The organism is Romboutsia sedimentorum, from assembly GCF_030131845.1.
Classification (GTDB): Bacteria; Bacillota; Clostridia; order Peptostreptococcales; family Peptostreptococcaceae; genus Romboutsia_D; species Romboutsia_D sedimentorum.
In genome coordinates this window covers 98,989-114,887 of record NZ_JASKYM010000006.1, presented here as the reverse complement: position 1 = coordinate 114,887, position 15,899 = coordinate 98,989, and the positions used below count along the sequence as shown (strand labels likewise).

The 15,899-nt window shown below is 28.6% G+C and carries 21 protein-coding genes and 1 riboswitch; of the genes, 10 read left to right on the top strand and 11 right to left on the bottom strand.

The window, feature by feature from the left end:
* The first annotated feature begins 209 nt into the window (after positions 1 to 209).
* The 4 genes from QOZ84_RS11945 (at position 210) to QOZ84_RS11930 (ending at position 2,160) form a co-directional block, all read left to right on the top strand.
* Entirely contained in the window at positions 210 to 770 is a 561-nt protein-coding gene (locus QOZ84_RS11945; RefSeq protein ID WP_284133192.1) for a helix-turn-helix domain-containing protein, read from the top strand.
* Positions 771 to 1,077: 307 nt separating this feature from the next.
* On the top strand, positions 1,078 to 1,476 hold the full coding sequence (locus tag QOZ84_RS11940) for a hypothetical protein (RefSeq protein ID WP_284133191.1): 399 nt from the start codon (positions 1,078 to 1,080) through the stop codon (positions 1,474 to 1,476).
* A gap of 78 nt (positions 1,477 to 1,554) precedes the next feature.
* The gene (locus tag QOZ84_RS11935; RefSeq protein WP_284133190.1) at positions 1,555 to 1,743 is read left to right on the top strand and encodes a hypothetical protein; all 189 of its coding nucleotides are present in this window, start codon (positions 1,555 to 1,557) and stop codon (positions 1,741 to 1,743) included.
* 69 nt (positions 1,744 to 1,812) lie between these two features.
* Positions 1,813 to 2,160 carry a hypothetical protein gene (locus QOZ84_RS11930; RefSeq protein ID WP_284133189.1) on the top strand — a complete coding sequence of 116 codons (348 nt, stop codon included), beginning with the start codon at positions 1,813 to 1,815 and terminating at the stop codon, positions 2,158 to 2,160.
* Positions 2,161 to 2,297: 137 nt separating this feature from the next.
* Here QOZ84_RS11930 and QOZ84_RS11925 read toward each other — a convergent pair whose 3' ends face one another.
* Genes QOZ84_RS11925 through QOZ84_RS11905 form a run of 5 tightly spaced genes read right to left on the bottom strand, consistent with a single transcriptional unit; the run spans position 2,298 to position 6,595 of the window.
* On the bottom strand, positions 2,298 to 3,647 hold the full coding sequence (locus QOZ84_RS11925; RefSeq protein WP_284133188.1) for a sensor histidine kinase: 1,350 nt from the start codon (positions 3,645 to 3,647) through the stop codon (positions 2,298 to 2,300).
* Entirely contained in the window at positions 3,638 to 4,306 is a 669-nt protein-coding gene (locus QOZ84_RS11920) for a response regulator transcription factor (RefSeq protein WP_284133187.1), read from the bottom strand. Before QOZ84_RS11920 ends, QOZ84_RS11925 begins: the two co-directional genes overlap by 10 nt.
* A gap of 21 nt (positions 4,307 to 4,327) precedes the next feature.
* Positions 4,328 to 5,113 (bottom strand): lantibiotic immunity ABC transporter MutG family permease subunit, encoded by a 786-nt coding sequence (locus QOZ84_RS11915; RefSeq protein WP_284133186.1) that lies wholly within the window; start codon positions 5,111 to 5,113, stop codon positions 4,328 to 4,330.
* 1 nt (position 5,114) lies between these two features.
* A complete protein-coding gene (locus tag QOZ84_RS11910) occupies positions 5,115 to 5,873 on the bottom strand; it encodes a lantibiotic immunity ABC transporter MutE/EpiE family permease subunit (RefSeq protein WP_284133185.1) in 759 nt (252 codons plus the stop codon).
* Positions 5,874 to 5,890: 17 nt separating this feature from the next.
* Complete coding sequence (locus QOZ84_RS11905; protein ID WP_284133184.1) at positions 5,891 to 6,595, bottom strand: lantibiotic protection ABC transporter ATP-binding protein; 705 nt, start codon at positions 6,593 to 6,595, stop codon at positions 5,891 to 5,893.
* A 310-nt stretch (positions 6,596 to 6,905) separates the two neighbouring features.
* A riboswitch (guanidine-I (ykkC/yxkD leader) is annotated at positions 6,906 to 7,001 on the top strand.
* 53 nt (positions 7,002 to 7,054) lie between these two features.
* On the opposite strand from QOZ84_RS11905, the gene QOZ84_RS11900 reads away from it, so the two are divergent.
* Together QOZ84_RS11900 and QOZ84_RS11895 are read left to right on the top strand one after the other, a co-directional pair.
* Entirely contained in the window at positions 7,055 to 7,762 is a 708-nt protein-coding gene (locus QOZ84_RS11900; protein ID WP_284133183.1) for a B3/B4 domain-containing protein, read from the top strand.
* Positions 7,763 to 7,780: 18 nt separating this feature from the next.
* Complete coding sequence (locus QOZ84_RS11895) at positions 7,781 to 8,470, top strand: radical SAM protein (RefSeq protein ID WP_284133182.1); 690 nt, start codon at positions 7,781 to 7,783, stop codon at positions 8,468 to 8,470.
* Between the two features lie 109 nt (positions 8,471 to 8,579).
* Here the strand turns inward: QOZ84_RS11895 and QOZ84_RS11890 are convergent, their stop codons facing one another.
* Positions 8,580 to 8,981 carry a hypothetical protein gene (locus QOZ84_RS11890; RefSeq protein WP_284133181.1) on the bottom strand — a complete coding sequence of 134 codons (402 nt, stop codon included), beginning with the start codon at positions 8,979 to 8,981 and terminating at the stop codon, positions 8,580 to 8,582.
* A gap of 338 nt (positions 8,982 to 9,319) precedes the next feature.
* Here QOZ84_RS11890 and QOZ84_RS11885 point away from each other — a divergent pair, with 338 nt between their 5' ends.
* The 4 genes from QOZ84_RS11885 (at position 9,320) to QOZ84_RS11870 (ending at position 11,753) form a co-directional block, all read left to right on the top strand.
* A complete protein-coding gene (locus QOZ84_RS11885) occupies positions 9,320 to 9,643 on the top strand; it encodes a PadR family transcriptional regulator (protein ID WP_284133180.1) in 324 nt (107 codons plus the stop codon).
* Between the two features lie 3 nt (positions 9,644 to 9,646).
* Positions 9,647 to 10,204, top strand: coding sequence for a DUF2812 domain-containing protein (locus tag QOZ84_RS11880; protein ID WP_284133179.1), 558 nt, complete (start codon positions 9,647 to 9,649; stop codon positions 10,202 to 10,204).
* 850 nt (positions 10,205 to 11,054) lie between these two features.
* A complete protein-coding gene (locus tag QOZ84_RS11875) occupies positions 11,055 to 11,348 on the top strand; it encodes a YciI family protein (protein WP_284133178.1) in 294 nt (97 codons plus the stop codon).
* 141 nt (positions 11,349 to 11,489) lie between these two features.
* On the top strand, positions 11,490 to 11,753 hold the full coding sequence (locus QOZ84_RS11870) for a Mor transcription activator family protein (protein WP_284133177.1): 264 nt from the start codon (positions 11,490 to 11,492) through the stop codon (positions 11,751 to 11,753).
* Positions 11,754 to 11,923: 170 nt separating this feature from the next.
* Here the strand turns inward: QOZ84_RS11870 and QOZ84_RS11865 are convergent, their stop codons facing one another.
* From QOZ84_RS11865 to QOZ84_RS11845, 5 genes are all read right to left on the bottom strand, one after another.
* The gene (locus QOZ84_RS11865) at positions 11,924 to 12,079 is read right to left on the bottom strand and encodes a YvrJ family protein (protein ID WP_069203140.1); all 156 of its coding nucleotides are present in this window, start codon (positions 12,077 to 12,079) and stop codon (positions 11,924 to 11,926) included.
* A gap of 83 nt (positions 12,080 to 12,162) precedes the next feature.
* The gene (locus QOZ84_RS11860) at positions 12,163 to 12,396 is read right to left on the bottom strand and encodes a DUF2922 domain-containing protein (RefSeq protein WP_284133176.1); all 234 of its coding nucleotides are present in this window, start codon (positions 12,394 to 12,396) and stop codon (positions 12,163 to 12,165) included.
* 1,038 nt (positions 12,397 to 13,434) lie between these two features.
* A complete protein-coding gene (locus QOZ84_RS11855; RefSeq protein ID WP_284133175.1) occupies positions 13,435 to 14,169 on the bottom strand; it encodes an ABC transporter permease in 735 nt (244 codons plus the stop codon).
* Positions 14,170 to 14,172: 3 nt separating this feature from the next.
* Complete coding sequence (locus tag QOZ84_RS11850) at positions 14,173 to 14,922, bottom strand: ABC transporter permease (protein WP_334305503.1); 750 nt, start codon at positions 14,920 to 14,922, stop codon at positions 14,173 to 14,175.
* A complete protein-coding gene (locus QOZ84_RS11845) occupies positions 14,906 to 15,829 on the bottom strand; it encodes an ABC transporter ATP-binding protein (RefSeq protein ID WP_284133173.1) in 924 nt (307 codons plus the stop codon). Before QOZ84_RS11845 ends, QOZ84_RS11850 begins: the two co-directional genes overlap by 17 nt.
* Positions 15,830 to 15,899 lie beyond the last annotated feature (70 nt).

Genomic DNA, 15,899 nt, shown 5'->3' with positions numbered 1-15,899 from the left:
AGTATCTTTTATTAAATGTCCTCAAAATCAGCTCTATCACTACGCTTGTAAAATATATTTACTAAAGTTTTTTAGATTAATTCTAATAATTCTCTTATAATTAAACTATGTAAAGAAATTTATTCATATAAAATAGCTTAATGTAAAAGAGTTTGAATAGAACTATCATCTCAAACTGAATATGATTGATTTATAGAAAGGGGAATTTTATGAATATTAGTAAGCAACTTAAAAATTATCGGAAAAAATTTAATTTATCTCAAGAAGATCTTGCAGATATAATTCATGTATCCAGACCAACAATATCTAATTGGGAAAATGGTAAAAGTTACCCAGACTTACAAAATTTATTGTTGCTTAGTGATTATTTTAAAATTTCATTAGATGAATTAGTCAAAGGAGATGTAGTGAATATGAAAAATGAATTAGTAAACAAGGAAATGGATAAAGCAACCTGTAAAATGTTAGGATTTCTATTTTTAACACTTCTAACGACTCCACTTGCAAAATATATTGGCTGGTATTTTTTTATCCCGTTTGGTATCTTCTGGGCTATATCAATGTGGTATGGATCTAAAGTTGAAAAATTAAAAAAATCTAATAATTTAAAGACTTTCCAAGAAATTTTAGCATACATGGAAAACAAAGAAATACCTCATATGGATGAAGATAAAAGAAGAAAGAAAGAATCTTCAGAAAAAATTATTTGTGTTTTTGTATCATCGATCGTTGCTTTAATTTTGTGCTTGCTCCTATTGATAATATTTTAAGACTTATATTGAACTAAACGTGTTGATACACGTAGGTCTGTGTTGCTTTATATGTACTAAAAAGTAATTTTATGTTACAATTTACCTATAATAATCGGATAATAAAAAAGCTAGGACCACGTCGGCAAACAGAAATCCTAGCTTTTAACAAGAACCCTAAAAAGATAAGAGAATCTTAATAGAGAGTTTTTATATAGTTTTGTTTTATATAGCTATTTTATCACATGGCTAAAGAACTGACAATATATATAAATAACTTCTCTTATCTTTTTTGGGTGTATTATCGGAAATAGGGGGAGTTTTTTTAATGCAAGCATTTAAATTAAAGGAAAATGATGAAATTAACATAGATGAATCAAGGAAACATTTAACAAATTTACATAAAGACAGTGAAGGATATATAACTATTGCAAGTAAAAATCCTAATTATAGCCAATGGCACTATAAAAAAGATGATTTACTACAAAGAAGTGATGAAATTATAAGCAATATAAATACTTATGTATCTCAAAATACATTTTATAGACCACAAAGAAGAATTGAAAATGGATTAACTAAAAGAGAGCAAGATAGATTAGATAAGATTAATGCAGTAAAAGAGCTATCTGAAAAAGGATATAAGCAAGTACAAATAGTTAAAGAATTAGGATTAACAAAGGGAAGAGTATCTCAAATTATAAAAGAAATTAAAGCTAAAAAAGTTTAATGAAACGTCCTCTTAGTATTGGGGGACTTTAGTCCTGTTTCGCTTTTAGATTTTAGATACTGTACTTAGGAGGTTTTTATGGATGGAGTTCATACTTATTTGGACAAGCAGAGTTTACAAAGAGTTGTTGTAGATGCTACAATGATGGACAAAGCTAAAATTGCATTTATAGAAAGATTAGAAAAGAGAAGAGCTAATGAAAAACCTGTCAAAGAAGAACATAAGATATTAGCTCCTATCATTGATTTTTCGAAGTATATGAAATAAAGATGCAATTAAATAGGATTTATTAGATTGTGATAAATAAAAGATTAAACTATATTAGGAGGATTCATCATGGGAAAATTAAAAGGACAGACATTATCAGATAGTTTAGATTCATTAAAATCATTTCATGAAATTCATGATTTTGAATGTAGCGAATTTGATGTAGGTATAAAAGTTATCTCAAAATTAAATAATAAAATTATACTTGATAAACATGTTCCAGTACGTGTCGTATTTGATAAAGATAGACAATACATAACTATAATATGGGAAGATGCGGGAGTAAAGAATTATAGAAGTAAGCAACTTTTTGAAAGATATAATCCTAACTTCAATGAAATGATTCTTGATGAAAATAGTGATTCTTTAGAAATTAATTCTGACGATTCAGATAAAATACTAATTATCAATTACTAGAAACTAAAGAGAATAAAAAAATAATATTTGTAGAATATCTAATTATTTCTTTTATGTGCTTGAGCACACAAAAGAAATAATTTTAAAGTTTTATGAAATAGCATATTTCCTATGATTATATTTGTAATCAATCCATTCTACTTGGGAATTTTTATAACAACTTTACCATGATGTGCTTCGGTATTATATAAATTAATTTCACCATTATGTAGCCGAATCACTTTTTCAGCAAAAGTTAATCCTAAACCATAATGTGTTTTATAAGCGCTTGATCTACTATGATTTTCTGTATAAAATAGCTTAAATCCATTTTTTAAAGATTCTTCATTAAAACCATTTCCTTGATCAGTAATAATGAATTCATAATTTTCTTTTCCTTGATTTAACTGAATGATTACTTGCCCACCACTTGGAGTACGTTCTAATCCATTAAATAAAATATTAGTTAAAGCTCTAATAACTAATCTGATATCGATAACAATAATATCTTTATTATTAATATTATTATTAATAATTACTTGCTTAGCATTAGTACTTTTGACAATATTCTCATTTAGTTTAATTAAAAAATCTTGAATTGTTAATGGTTCTTTAATTAAAATCATTTCTTTTTTATTTAAGTTTATATTAATTACTTCTGAAACATAGTATTCAATCTGTTTAATTGCAGTCGTTACATCCTGAAAGCATTCTAATTCAATAGTTGTTTTCTCTAATTGCATTAGTTCAATATTTCCTTTAATCACTGTCAATGGAATTTTAATGTCATGAACTAAATAACTAATTTGTTCTTCTTTAGATTGATTACTTTCAATTTCATTTTTGATAGATTGGTTTAAAGCAGATGCCAAACTTTCCATTGCCTCCATTACAACGGCATACTCTAAAAAGTCAACACTTGGGGTAACCAAGTTTAGATCCTTTGATTTAATTTGATTCGCAACTTCAATCAGTTTTTGATTTTCTCTAACAATAACTTTATTAAATCTTCTGATATTAAATATAATAAAAAAGATATATATTAATAACATTAAAATAGTTATCCATATTCCTGGATTATATATTATTTTTCTTAAATCTATATCAGCAAAATGAACCTTTAAATTAAAGTAAATGAGTAATATTTCTTCTTTACTTTGATACTTTAAAAATGAATTTGAATTTGCTTTTCTTGTAATTTCGTTATTTGCTTTTGACAAAAGAGTTTTCTTTAAATTAGATTCTACTAATTTATGAGTATTCTTATTATATATTGCATAATCCAAACTTTTAGGAATTTGTTTAGAATTAATTGTTGTTGATTTTTCAACTAGTGCTGAAACTTCATCTGACCTCTGTATAGGCTCATTTGCTGGTACTAAAAAACCATTTTTTAATCCTAATATTGTAATATTAATATAAATAATAGCAATGATTACTCCAACTACAGCTATTTGTAACATCAATTTAAAAAATAAAAATGATAAAGTTTTCCTCTTCATTCCCATATATATCCCACACCCCAAATTGTATTAATAGGAGATAAATTAAACTTTGAAAATTTTTTTCTAATAGCGCTAATATGTTCAGTAACTGTAGAAATTTGTGAATCACTATCCATGGAATATACTTTGTCATATATATAATCCTTTGAAAAAACTTTTCCTTTATTTAAAAGCAATAACTCACAGATACTATATTGTTTTTTAGTAAGTATCAGATTAGTACCACGAGCAGTTATTTTTTTTGCCTCTAGATCAATAAAAATATCTCCATCTATGATGATCTTTGTACTATTTCTTTTAGGACGGCTCTCCCTTCTTAGGTGTGCCTCAACACGGGCATTTAATTCATGAATACTAAAAGGCTTTAAAATATAGTCATCACCTCCAACTGACAGTCCATGGACAATGGAGTTTTCGTCACTTTTGGCAGTCATAAAAATAATTGGACTATCAACTAAATGTCTAATTCTTTTACATATTTCAAAGCCATTTTCATCAGGCATCATTACATCTAAAATAATCAAATTAAAGGAGTTCATTTCTTCTATATTTATAGACGAAACTGAGGGAAGAGCTATAACTTCATGATTATTTAATTCCAAAGCTTTTTTTATAAGCCTTAAAATCGCCAATTCATCATCTACTACTAGAATTTTAGCCACTATAATCACCCCCGTTTTAATTTACTCATTTGTACTTTTTCCATACCAGTTTTGGAACCAAATTAAATCAATTATTACTATACTAATCGATGAAATAATTAAAACACAGAAACCAGTTATCGCAGTATTATATTCTGAATAAGCAAAATAGCCATTGGACTGTATCCCTACTTTATTCCAAAAAAAATACATAGGTATTCGAATTGGCCAAGACCATGGTAAAAATGGCCATACTTTATCAACTAACATGGTTGGAGATAGGGCAGCTATAATTAACCCTGCAAGACCTATTACACTATTTAGTCCCATCCCAAAACGATAGGAAATTAACATACTTAATCCATATTGAAAGCTACAACTAATTGTAAAGACTACTCCCATAGTTAGGTAAAATCCAAGATCAACGATATTAATACCTATTAAGTATTTCAATGCTACTACATATATTATTATACTAAAAAAAGTTGAGAATAAAAAACAAAATATCAACATAGTTAACTGACTTAAAAAAGTTATTACCTTAGTCTCAGTTCTAACTAACATATTTTGAAAATTTCCTGCTTCTTTTTCTGATTCAGCTGATAATCCACATATAATAACTATAATAAGTGGCGCACCAATCGATAGTAATTCAAAAAAAGTAACAAAAATACTTCGATCATTTATTAGTTGAGTATCCTTTCTCAAAAATACATAACTACTTAAAACAACTGAAAATAAAATGGGAATTAATACATGTAATAGTAAAAATAGACTACGTTTTCTCTTTTTAAATTCTGCAAAAACACTCCTTAAATAATTATTCAATTTACTTCACCTCGAGTTTCGAAAATGAATAAGCATCAAAAAAACTTAGAAGCAAAAATAAAAGGATACTCAAAATAAATAAAATAAAAAATACTGGACTAGAATTTATTAAGACACTGTTATTAGATAGTGGAAGTCCATTTGGGTGAAGATGTGTGAAAGGAGTTTGAACCCTTAAAGTCCATGCCCAAGGGACATAGTACATCTGAGATGTAGGTGCAAAAATTGACCCAATATTCAATGCCAACATGCTATTAACTAAAAAAGCTGCATAAACATTAGTCTTCCTTGAAAGCCATAAGCAAAATGGAATTTGCCAAATTGATGTAAGTAAAGTTAAAAAGATAGCAATTATAATGTCTACGGATGAAATATTCTGTGGAACAAGAAATGTAAATTTAGCAAACAGCACCAATACTATAAGCACCAAAGATGCAATAAAACTCAAATAAAGAACTAGGGCGATACGGCTGTATTCCTTTAGTTTTAGATTAATCGGCAATCCTAAAATTGTTATATACTTAGTGGATTTTTTTTCGAGTTTATCTAGCAAACCAGCTGACAATGAAATAAAAACTGCTAACCATATTAAACCCCAATGGTTTACAGTTGTTGAGATAGCATATTGAAAAGTTTCTTTACCTCCAAGACAATTAAACGTGACTGCTAAAAAAATACTTATTAGTGGAATAAATACAGTTAACTTTCTTATACTTATTCTCTTAGTTTTTATTACTTCAGATTTAATATAATTAAACATTTGATCCTCCTAATTACTTAATTTAATTTGTTTTCTTTAACCACTTCTGTGAATAACTTTTCTAGATCATCAACGTTGTTATACGCTCCTTCATATACTAAAGTACCATTACTAATTATGCCTATATAATCTGCTAAATGCTCTACTTCTGAAAGCATATGGCTAGAAAGCAATACCGTAACCCCATTTTTAGGAAAGTTAAGTATCAGCTCTCTTAATTCCTGAATTGCCAGTGGATCAAGTCCATTTGTAGGTTCATCTAAAATAAGTAAATCCGGATTGTTTAATATCGCTTGAGCTATACCCAGTCGTTGTTTCATTCCCATTGAAAAATTTTTTACTTGTTTTGAACCAGTATCCTGTAACCCGACGATTTCTAAAACCTCGTCTATTCTAGTTTTAGGAATCCCTAACATTGTCGTTAATACATCTAGATTCTCTTTTGATGTTAGATTTCCATATAAAGGAGCATTTTCAATTAAAGAACCAGTATAATTTAAATCTTTTCTAGTCCATGGATGTCCATTAAACTCAATAAATCCACTGCTTGGTCTTAATAAACCGGTAATTATTTTTAGTGTAGTTGATTTTCCAGCACCATTTGGACCAAGCAGACAATAGATTGTATTTTTGCGTATATGTAAATCAATATTGTCTATAGCTGTAGCTTTCTTAAATTTTTTACTTATTCCTTTTAGCTGTAAGATATGTTTATAATTCATTTTAATCATCTCCTTTTCTCATAAATTAAGCATAACAATCAAATATCAAGATTTTCTCAATTTTGATGATATTACTAAGTAAACTTTATTGGTATAAATATACTGATTATGTCATTAATTTTATTATTAAATATAATATTTAAAATCAGATGATCAAAAATTTCGAGAAAAACACAGTTAGGCCAATAGTAAAAACTAGAATAGAAAAAGGTATTAGAGAAATAGGATATATATAACATTCTGTTTGATTTAATTTTAATGCTATGATAAAATTAGTTATTATTAAAACTTGTAAATTATAATTTAATTATGATAAGTTTTCTAGGGTTCCGTAGTTTGTAACTAGCTGGTCCGAGAGAAAACGCGCAGTTTACTGTGAACACGGAAGGATAAAAGCCTGGGAGATATGTATAATATTTCTAGGCTTTTTTTATTTATATTTTTAGGAGGTATGTTTTAATGAAAAAATTTATTATTGAAGATGATTTTTGGGAAATATTCCCAAATTCGAAAATTGGTATTGTTACTTGTTACGATATAGACAACTCTATAAAAAATAAAGACAGATATGAAAATATGATTTCTAATTCAGAAAAGGAAGTTTCAAAACACTTACAAAATGAGGAATTTAGCAGTAATGAAGTTATAAAAGTATGGAGAGATGCATTTAAAAAATTTAAAACAAAAAAAGGTGCAAGATCATCAATTGAAGCATTATTAAAGCGAGTTTCTAGCGGAAAAAATTTAGGAACAATTAATCCTTTAGTTGATATTTATAATTCTATATCATTAAGATATGCACTACCATGTGGTGGTGAAGATATTGATACATTTGTTGGAGACATAAAATTGACTAAAGCAGTTGGGGATGAAAGTTTTATTACTTTAGGAACTGATAAAAGTGAGCCACCATATGAGGGTGAAATAGTATATAAAGATGATGATGGAGCTATTTGTAGATGTTGGAATTGGCGTGAATCAGTAAGAACAATGTTAACTGAAGATACAAAAAATGCTTTTTTATGTATTGAATTAGTTGATGAAAAAAGAGTAGAAGCGTTTGAGAATGCTTTGAAAGATTTATCTAATTTAGTACAAGAAAATCTAGGTGGAACATGCAGCATATCAATACTTGATATTAACAATAAAGAGTTATTAATAAAATAATTTTAAGGAGTATGATTTATGAGTAATTTTAGTTATAAAGACATTTATATTGAAGATGGAAAAACGGTGCTAGAAATTAATATACTACCAGAGAAATATTGTAATTTTGATTGTATATTTTGTCCTATAGGAAGGTCAAAATATAAGATAGATACTCAAAAATCATTTGATGAAGTAGAGAGCTCATTAATTGAACTAGAAAAAAAGATAGAAGATACAAAACCAGAGTTAATATTTATTAATTCAAAAGGAGAGGCTCTAGTACATGATAAAATCGAAGAGATCATAGATTTTATAAAGTCTAAAGGACTATCTGTAAGACTACTTTCTAATGGGTACTTATTATCTAAAAATGAATATATAAAAATTGCTAATAAATGCGATGAAGTTATTGGAGAAATAAAAGTAATTACAGAGGAACATTTCCAAAAAGTTCAACGACCAATTGAAGGTTATACTCTGGAAGAATATATTTCAAACATGGCTTACTTTAACAAACAATATAAAGGTAAATTTATATTTGAAATCACTATTGTTAAAGGATATAACGATGATAATAAATCAGTTAAAAAGATAAAAGATGTTATTAAAGAAATATCTCCTGATAAGGTAATTGTTGTAAGAATGGATGATGAAATCTTTAAGAAAAAACTTGGAGTAAGTGATGAAAGATTTGAAAAAATTTCAAAGGAATTACTAAATCTATAAATAACTAGTTGTTAAATTGCAGTTTAGGAACTAGTTATTTATTTACAATAAAGTTTATGCCCTTAGAATCCAAATAAATGGATTCTAAGGGCATTTTTACTAGAGGTATTTACTTATTTAAATTTCGTTTTTTATTTATAATTTCAATAACTGCATATCCTATCATTACTAAAGGTGTAGCATACATAATAGTATTATGTATTAAAGGATATATTTCAAAGATTTTGTTTTCAGGAATTCGGTATATAAAATAAATAGTTTGATTCTTATTATTTTTATCAGTTGAGTATATACCACCAATATACTCTTTACCTTCTCTCCACTTTCCATATTCAAAAACTTTATCTGATGATTTATTAGAAAAATTATTAGCCTTTTCTTCATTTGAATAAAGTCTTAAAAATAAAATATCTTTTGATTCAATTAATTTATCTATATCTGTTTTATAGCTATCTATATCATTTATATCCTTATCTTTTATTATGAGACTTAACTCTTTACTAATTTCCACCCCTTCATGAGACCAATAGTACCATCTTTTGTAACCGATGTTTTCGTTTGAATTAGTTAAGGTTGCTACTAAAAATAAAACAACAAATAATACACATATAATTCTAGATATTTTTATAAGTTTACTTAATACTTTAGAATCATTTTAATTTTTTTAGAACAATTAGTAAATATTTAATTCTTTAATAAGTACAGAATTTACTATTAACTTTTAGTTTTATGAAAATTTATACTTTTATAACGTTGACAGATATATCGCCTTCCGATATACTATTTATATCGCCTTCCGATATACTATTTATATCGGAAGGCGATATAAAAAACAAAGGAGGGTTTTTATTGAGTAAAGAACAAATTGCACTTACAGAAGCAGTATATTATATACTTCTTTCTCTATACGAACCTCTACATGGCTATGGTATTATGCAAAATGTAGAAGAGTTATCTGATAAAAGAGTAAAACTTGCTCCAGGAACATTGTATGGAGCACTAAATACACTGTTAGAAAAGAATTGGATAGATAGCTTACCTGGGGAGAAAAACAAAAGAAAAAAAGAATATCTTATAACTACTTTAGGTAAAACAATAGTTGATAACGAGATAATACGATTAAAAGAATTGGTAAAAAACGGTACAAAAATAACTAAAATAAAAAGGGGATAACAAGTGAAAAAGATAGTTTATAAATGGTTTTGGTCTTGGCATTTAGAGAAAGAAGAACAATGGTTAAATGATATGTCAAAACAAGGTTGGCAATTAGAAAATGTTTCATTATTTAAATATACTTTTAAAAAAGATTCTCAAAATGAATATCTATATAGGATTGAAATGTTAGATACAGCTTTAAAAGATAACGATAGACAAGAATATATAGAACTTGTTGAAGAAACTGGAGCACAAAAGATTGCAAACTTAGGTAGTTGGATTTATTTTAGAAAAAAAGCTGAATTAGGAGATTTTAATTTGTTTTCAGATATTGATTCTGTAATTAAACACTTAGATCGTATTTCAATATTAATGGCAATATTTATACCATGTACAGTTTTATCTTTTGTAAATCTATTAGTGATAAATAAAAATACTATCAAAGTATTGAATATAGAAATCGCAATTAATATTTTCATAATAGTACAATTAATTATCGGGGGACTATTAATTTTTGGATTATATCAAATTTTTAACAAGAAAAAAAAGCTAGAAAAAGAAAGACAATTGCATGAATAGTTATAACTATCCTAAAATCATTACAATTAGCTGATAAAATTAGATTAAATTTGTAACTCTAACTATTTACTAAATTTCACTTTAGGGACTCGTTATGTATTATGAGTAGTAAAATATAAGTATTAGTAAGTTAACAATACAAGAAAGGGTGATCTAGGATGAGTATTAGAATTAAAAGATACTTTTTTTCAGTTATATTAATTTGTGTTTGGGTAATTGCACAGGCTTATTACTTAATGTAATTTTATATTTTGGAAAGTTTCAAAAATATAAAATTTACTACTTAACTCAAACTCATTTTAGTCCGATTTTAAAGCTTTTTTAATTTACATGTTAAAATAGATTTGAGTTTATTAAATATATAAGGGGTGAAAATGATGAAAAATCATAATGTTTATATTTCTCTAGGACTATTACTTAACTCAAGTTATTTTTTTCTAAATAACTTTAGCTCAGTGCCTGATTTTTTAATGGGGTTACTTTTCGGGTCCGGTATTGGCTTAATGATAATAGGAGTCTATTCTAAGAATCACGATTTATCAAAATTCAAAAACTTTAAGCATAACTTATTCAATAAGGTGTTTGGGCAATAGAAATTATATAATATGTAACTATCACTTAAATTGATATTTAGGGGTTAGTTATAAAAAAACTAGTGTTTTCAATGCTTGTAATATATACATAAAGATAGGGTAGACTTAGTTTTGTTAAGTTCGCCCTTTTTTAATTTTATTAATGTATAAAGCTATATTTTAAATTTTTGAGGTAGGCCGAGATATATAGTTGACATTAATATCAAAAAGAACTAGATTGATTGTATTAAAAGTATCTTATTAAAGGGGATGTAGATATGGTAATAGTAAACATAACTTATACAGTTGAATTAAAGGAAATTGAACAAAAATTAAATGAGCATATAGAATTTTTAAATAAATATTATGCTAATAGTAAATTTATATGTTCAGGAAGAAAGAATCCTAGAGATGGTGGAATAATTTTATGTAATGCTAAGAAAGAAGAAGTTAGTGAAATCATAAAAGAAGACCCATTTTATATTAATAAATTAGGTAATTATGAAATCATTGAATTTGGAGCATCAAAAATTAATCATGAATTAATAATTAATGAATTAGAAAAGTTGTAGATAGTTTCTTTTATAGTAATAATTTTTGAGATAGTACATAAAAGTAATGTTTTTAGTAGGGATTTACGTTGTTTTGTAGAATACCAAATATAAAGTGATTTGACCATTAGGTGGTTCAAATGAGTATAGGAGGTGTTTTATATGAAATTAAAACTAAGTGACTTACCTCCACAATTTGAAAATATAGCTGAGAAGATAGGTCTTGATAGAGCTAAGATGCTATTTGAAGAATTTGGAGGGACATCTGTGTATTTTCCTACAGAAAAGATGATATATAAAGGGGTTCGTGACAGAGAAATTATGGCTGAGTACAATGGTTTTAACCATAAAGAATTAGCTACTAAATACAATATGTCTGAAAGTTATATAAGATCTATTATAAATAAACAAAAGAAAAGTGCTTAAATTTTGAGCAACGGATGCATCTGAAGCGATAGCAAAGATATATCGTTGGCGACATGAGCGAAGCGAATTTTTGATTGACAAAGGTTGACTTAAAAAGGTATTATGGTTTTTCAGTGAGTTCTAGTTTTTTAAATAAAAAGCCGCTTATCCAATTATGGGTAGGCGGCTTTTTACTTTTTATTATTTAATTCATTAATATTTGAGCTTAAAGAGTTGATACTTGAACTTAGGCCGTCTAGTTTCCCTTCGATACGTACCAATAGATACATTGTAACTATTGCGGGAAAGCCTAAATTTGCCACCAGTTGCATTAAATCTAGTTCCATTGACTTATTCTCCTATTAATCTATAAATATGCTAAGAAAGCCCCTCCGGCGCTTAGAGGGACATTTCTTAAGTGTTCCATGTGTTATGCAACTGCAAGGTCATATTCTGTAGTTTCTGTTTGAACTAGTTTTGCTTCTATTGGAGTTTTTAAATCTTCTCCGCCTGGTGCAAATATATTCTTTTGAACTATTATATCCATTGCAGCTTTTATTTCTGCTTCTGTTAAATCTTGTCTTGGATCTGTTACAAATAAGCTGACCTTTTTTACAAAGTCTGTTGAGAATGTCATTAAAAGTTTAGTTTCTAAGTTTTCCATTTTTTATTCCTCCTTTATTTTTTTATAAAGCTAATTCTGTGTTATCTTGTTTCATTACTGATATTTTGTCGTGTTTTTGAAGTGATATTAAAGTTTCGGCTACGTTGAATACATCAAGTGGTGTGTGTTAAGTCCTAAAAGATAGTTGAGTATTATTTTTGTAGAATATTTTTTAGAAAAAATTAAGGATGTTAATATGTTTAGAGTTTTAAAAGATAGAAAGGTTGATAGTTGACGAAGTAGCAAAGAGCGCTCCTACCTCAACTATCTTTATTTATGTGCTGGGGTCAAAAGCTTTGGGGTCTAGTCTGACCTCACAGATAATAGCTGGGAAGCGCTATAAACTGTGAGGCCAGACTAAAGACCTGGTGCATTGGTTATTTATAAGTTTTTTGATTAGATTTAGAGTTTGGATGTGATATACTTTTGTATTTAATAATAATTTTCTTATATAATTTAATTCGTTGATGCTATAGCTATTATAGTTGCTATACCTAACATTGATACTTTGAGAGTTTGGCTTCGCCAACGAGCTTTTCGTTACAATCTCTAACTCAAAACCATTTTGTATATAAATTTTTATGTTAAATTATAATCTATATTTTCTATTTAGTCTTATTGGTTATCTAAAAGATTGGCCTTTGGCCAGGCCCCTCTGACTAATCCTCAACTCACTCACACTACTCACTACTAAAATACTTCGCAAACATCATATTTTATATCAAGTCTACTTCGTATATTATCCGCTCGCACGTGTTCGTAGCTTTTAAGAAAGTATTTCATCAGAAGAATTTGATTTATTTAAAACATCTAAATGTCACGTAAACGTGACATTATTGTTTTTGATTAAGCTTTAATTTATCACGCTTGCGGGAAAATAAAAATGGATTTATTTTGTTTTGTAGAATATATAAAGCATAGAAGGTTTAAGGGGTAAATGTTATGGCAAGTGGGAGTTTCAAAGGGTTGTATACAATTTTTTTTTCATAAATATTTACCTTTATGTCATTGTTTTTTGCCATACGTCTAAGCGTATGGCTAATTTTTTTCACTATATTTGAAACCTTTGAGTATAAAAACAGAAAGGCAACCACATAGTAACAAGATTATAATACTTCCTATCCGATTTTGGGCAGTAGCTTCATAGTAACCGGAAACCCCAAATACTGCCGTAATCGGATAGAATGTTTTTAGAGTATTTGACATACTCATGAATATTCCCGCAAAAGAGTACATTTCAGTTAATACTAATGCAATCCAATAGCCTTTTTTCATATATGATACCAAGGCAATAATGGGCGAGATAACAAGGAATATTCCAACACCTTTAAGAAAATATATTCTCAGAAAATCTAAAACCATTCCTGCTGATAAATCGGAAAGATGTAATATTGCCTCAGTCAAAAATGCTATTGCAAAGAGCAGCAAATAAATGAAAATACTGAATAAAAAAGTAATAATCATTTTTACAAAGATTAGTTTTGCTTCATTTACGGGAATAAGTAGCAAAGATTTTATAGTATCCTCATCTTCTTCACGACAAATCATATAACTTCCCAAAAGAGAAATGACTGCGGGAAGAACAAAAATTGTTGCCAAAGGCTGAGCCATAGTCATATACCATCCTGCACTGTCTATATCCCGTGAACCATTATACGTAAACCATCCCTGCATAAAAACACTAACAGCTACCATAACTGTTGCAAAAACTGCAATCCAAACAATATTTGAACGGCGAATCTTTTGGAGTTCAGCCCAAAGTAAATTTCGCATTCTTCACACCTCACTTCTTTTCAATGCGATATTTGCAAGGAATACTGCAATAATATCCCAAACGCAAATAGAAAGAAACGCTAACGGAACGTTAATTCCTTGTGGCCAAACAATGCCCGGAATATCGTTGTTTCGATTGATTATAACTAACATACTGGATAAGGGGTGTATATACATATCTATTCCTCCTATTATAAAAAATAAAAATGCATAAACCAATGTAATACAAATCGGGAGAATGTATCCCTTTTGCGATGCGGCTATTGCCAAAATCGGCAACATTACAAAAGCAGTAATAACACCACTCTCTAAACATTTTTTCAGCAAATAAAATACGCTTCCCCATTCAAATACAACATATCCCGAAAGCACACTAAACATAACGGAAGCTACGAATGTAATTAGCATGAAACAAATGGAGTAAACCAAAACCACAAAAAATTTACTAAAAAAGTATCCTATTTTACTGATAGGAACAATCCAAAGTTGTTTTAACATATCATACTGATTTTCTTCGTGCATAAGCATTGTACAAAATATTCCCAAAATAACAGGTAAGATAATGAAAATAGTAAAACTGAGTGCAGACATTTTATAAAACTCTCTCGGGTCAACACCTTTATCCCCAAAATAATTAAAATATAATAGTGCGAAAAACGGCATAATGAGAGCGGTTAACAACATGAGCCAAATAAGCTTATTGCGGCGTAGTTTAAGAAATTCTGTTTGAATAAGGTTAAGCAATGCCTTCACCTCCTGTAATTTTTTTGAAGTAGTCCTCTAAGGTATCATGACAAAGCACCGAACTAATAACAGTTATATTCTGCATTACAAGGGATTTATTGATTTTACCTATATCCACAGTAGTGTCATAAAGTCGTAGGGTTTGATCATTTTGAACAGAATAATCTTTCAAGTTGAATTCTCGTTCTAAAATCAGTGAAGCTTTTGGAACATCTGAAACTTTAAGCATGATATAGCTGCGGTTTTTCTTTTCCAGTTCGTCCATGCTACTTTCGTCTAAAAGAACACCGTGGTCAATAACTCCAATATCATCAGCCAATAATGAGATTTCCGAAAGAATATGACTGGAAATAAGAATTGTCTTTCCTCGTTCAACACTCAAATGTTTGATAAAATCTCTTATTTCTGCAATGCCAATAGGGTCAAGACCGTTTGTAGGTTCGTCTAAAATCAGTAGTTCGGGGTCGTGCATAATAGCGTTAGCAATCCCAAGACGTTGCTTCATTCCGAGCGAATACTTACCGAACAACTTTTTGTCTTTATAAGGTAATCCCACTACTTTCAATGCATTTTCAACTGCATTGGGAGCAGATGTGCCACGCAGTTTCGCAAAAATCTCTAAGTTTTCCGTTCCTGTTAAGTTTGGATAAAAACCCGGTGTTTCAATCATAGCACCGATACGGGGATATACTCGTTTTTCTCGACCTTTGATATTCTGTCCGAATACATCCACTTCGCCAGAAGTGATTGGAGTCAACCCTAAAATCATTTTCATAAGAGTGGTTTTTCCTGCTCCGTTGCGTCCTAACAATCCATAAATCCCACCTTTTTTTACATGTAGGTTGACTGAATTAACTGCTGTCTGCTCTCCATAATTCTTTGTCAGTTGTTTCGTTTCAATTATAAAATCATTCATATAAAATCTCCTCACTTTTAATACCTTTGCTTTGGCAATGTGATAACCGATATGGCGGTAGAAATAATCA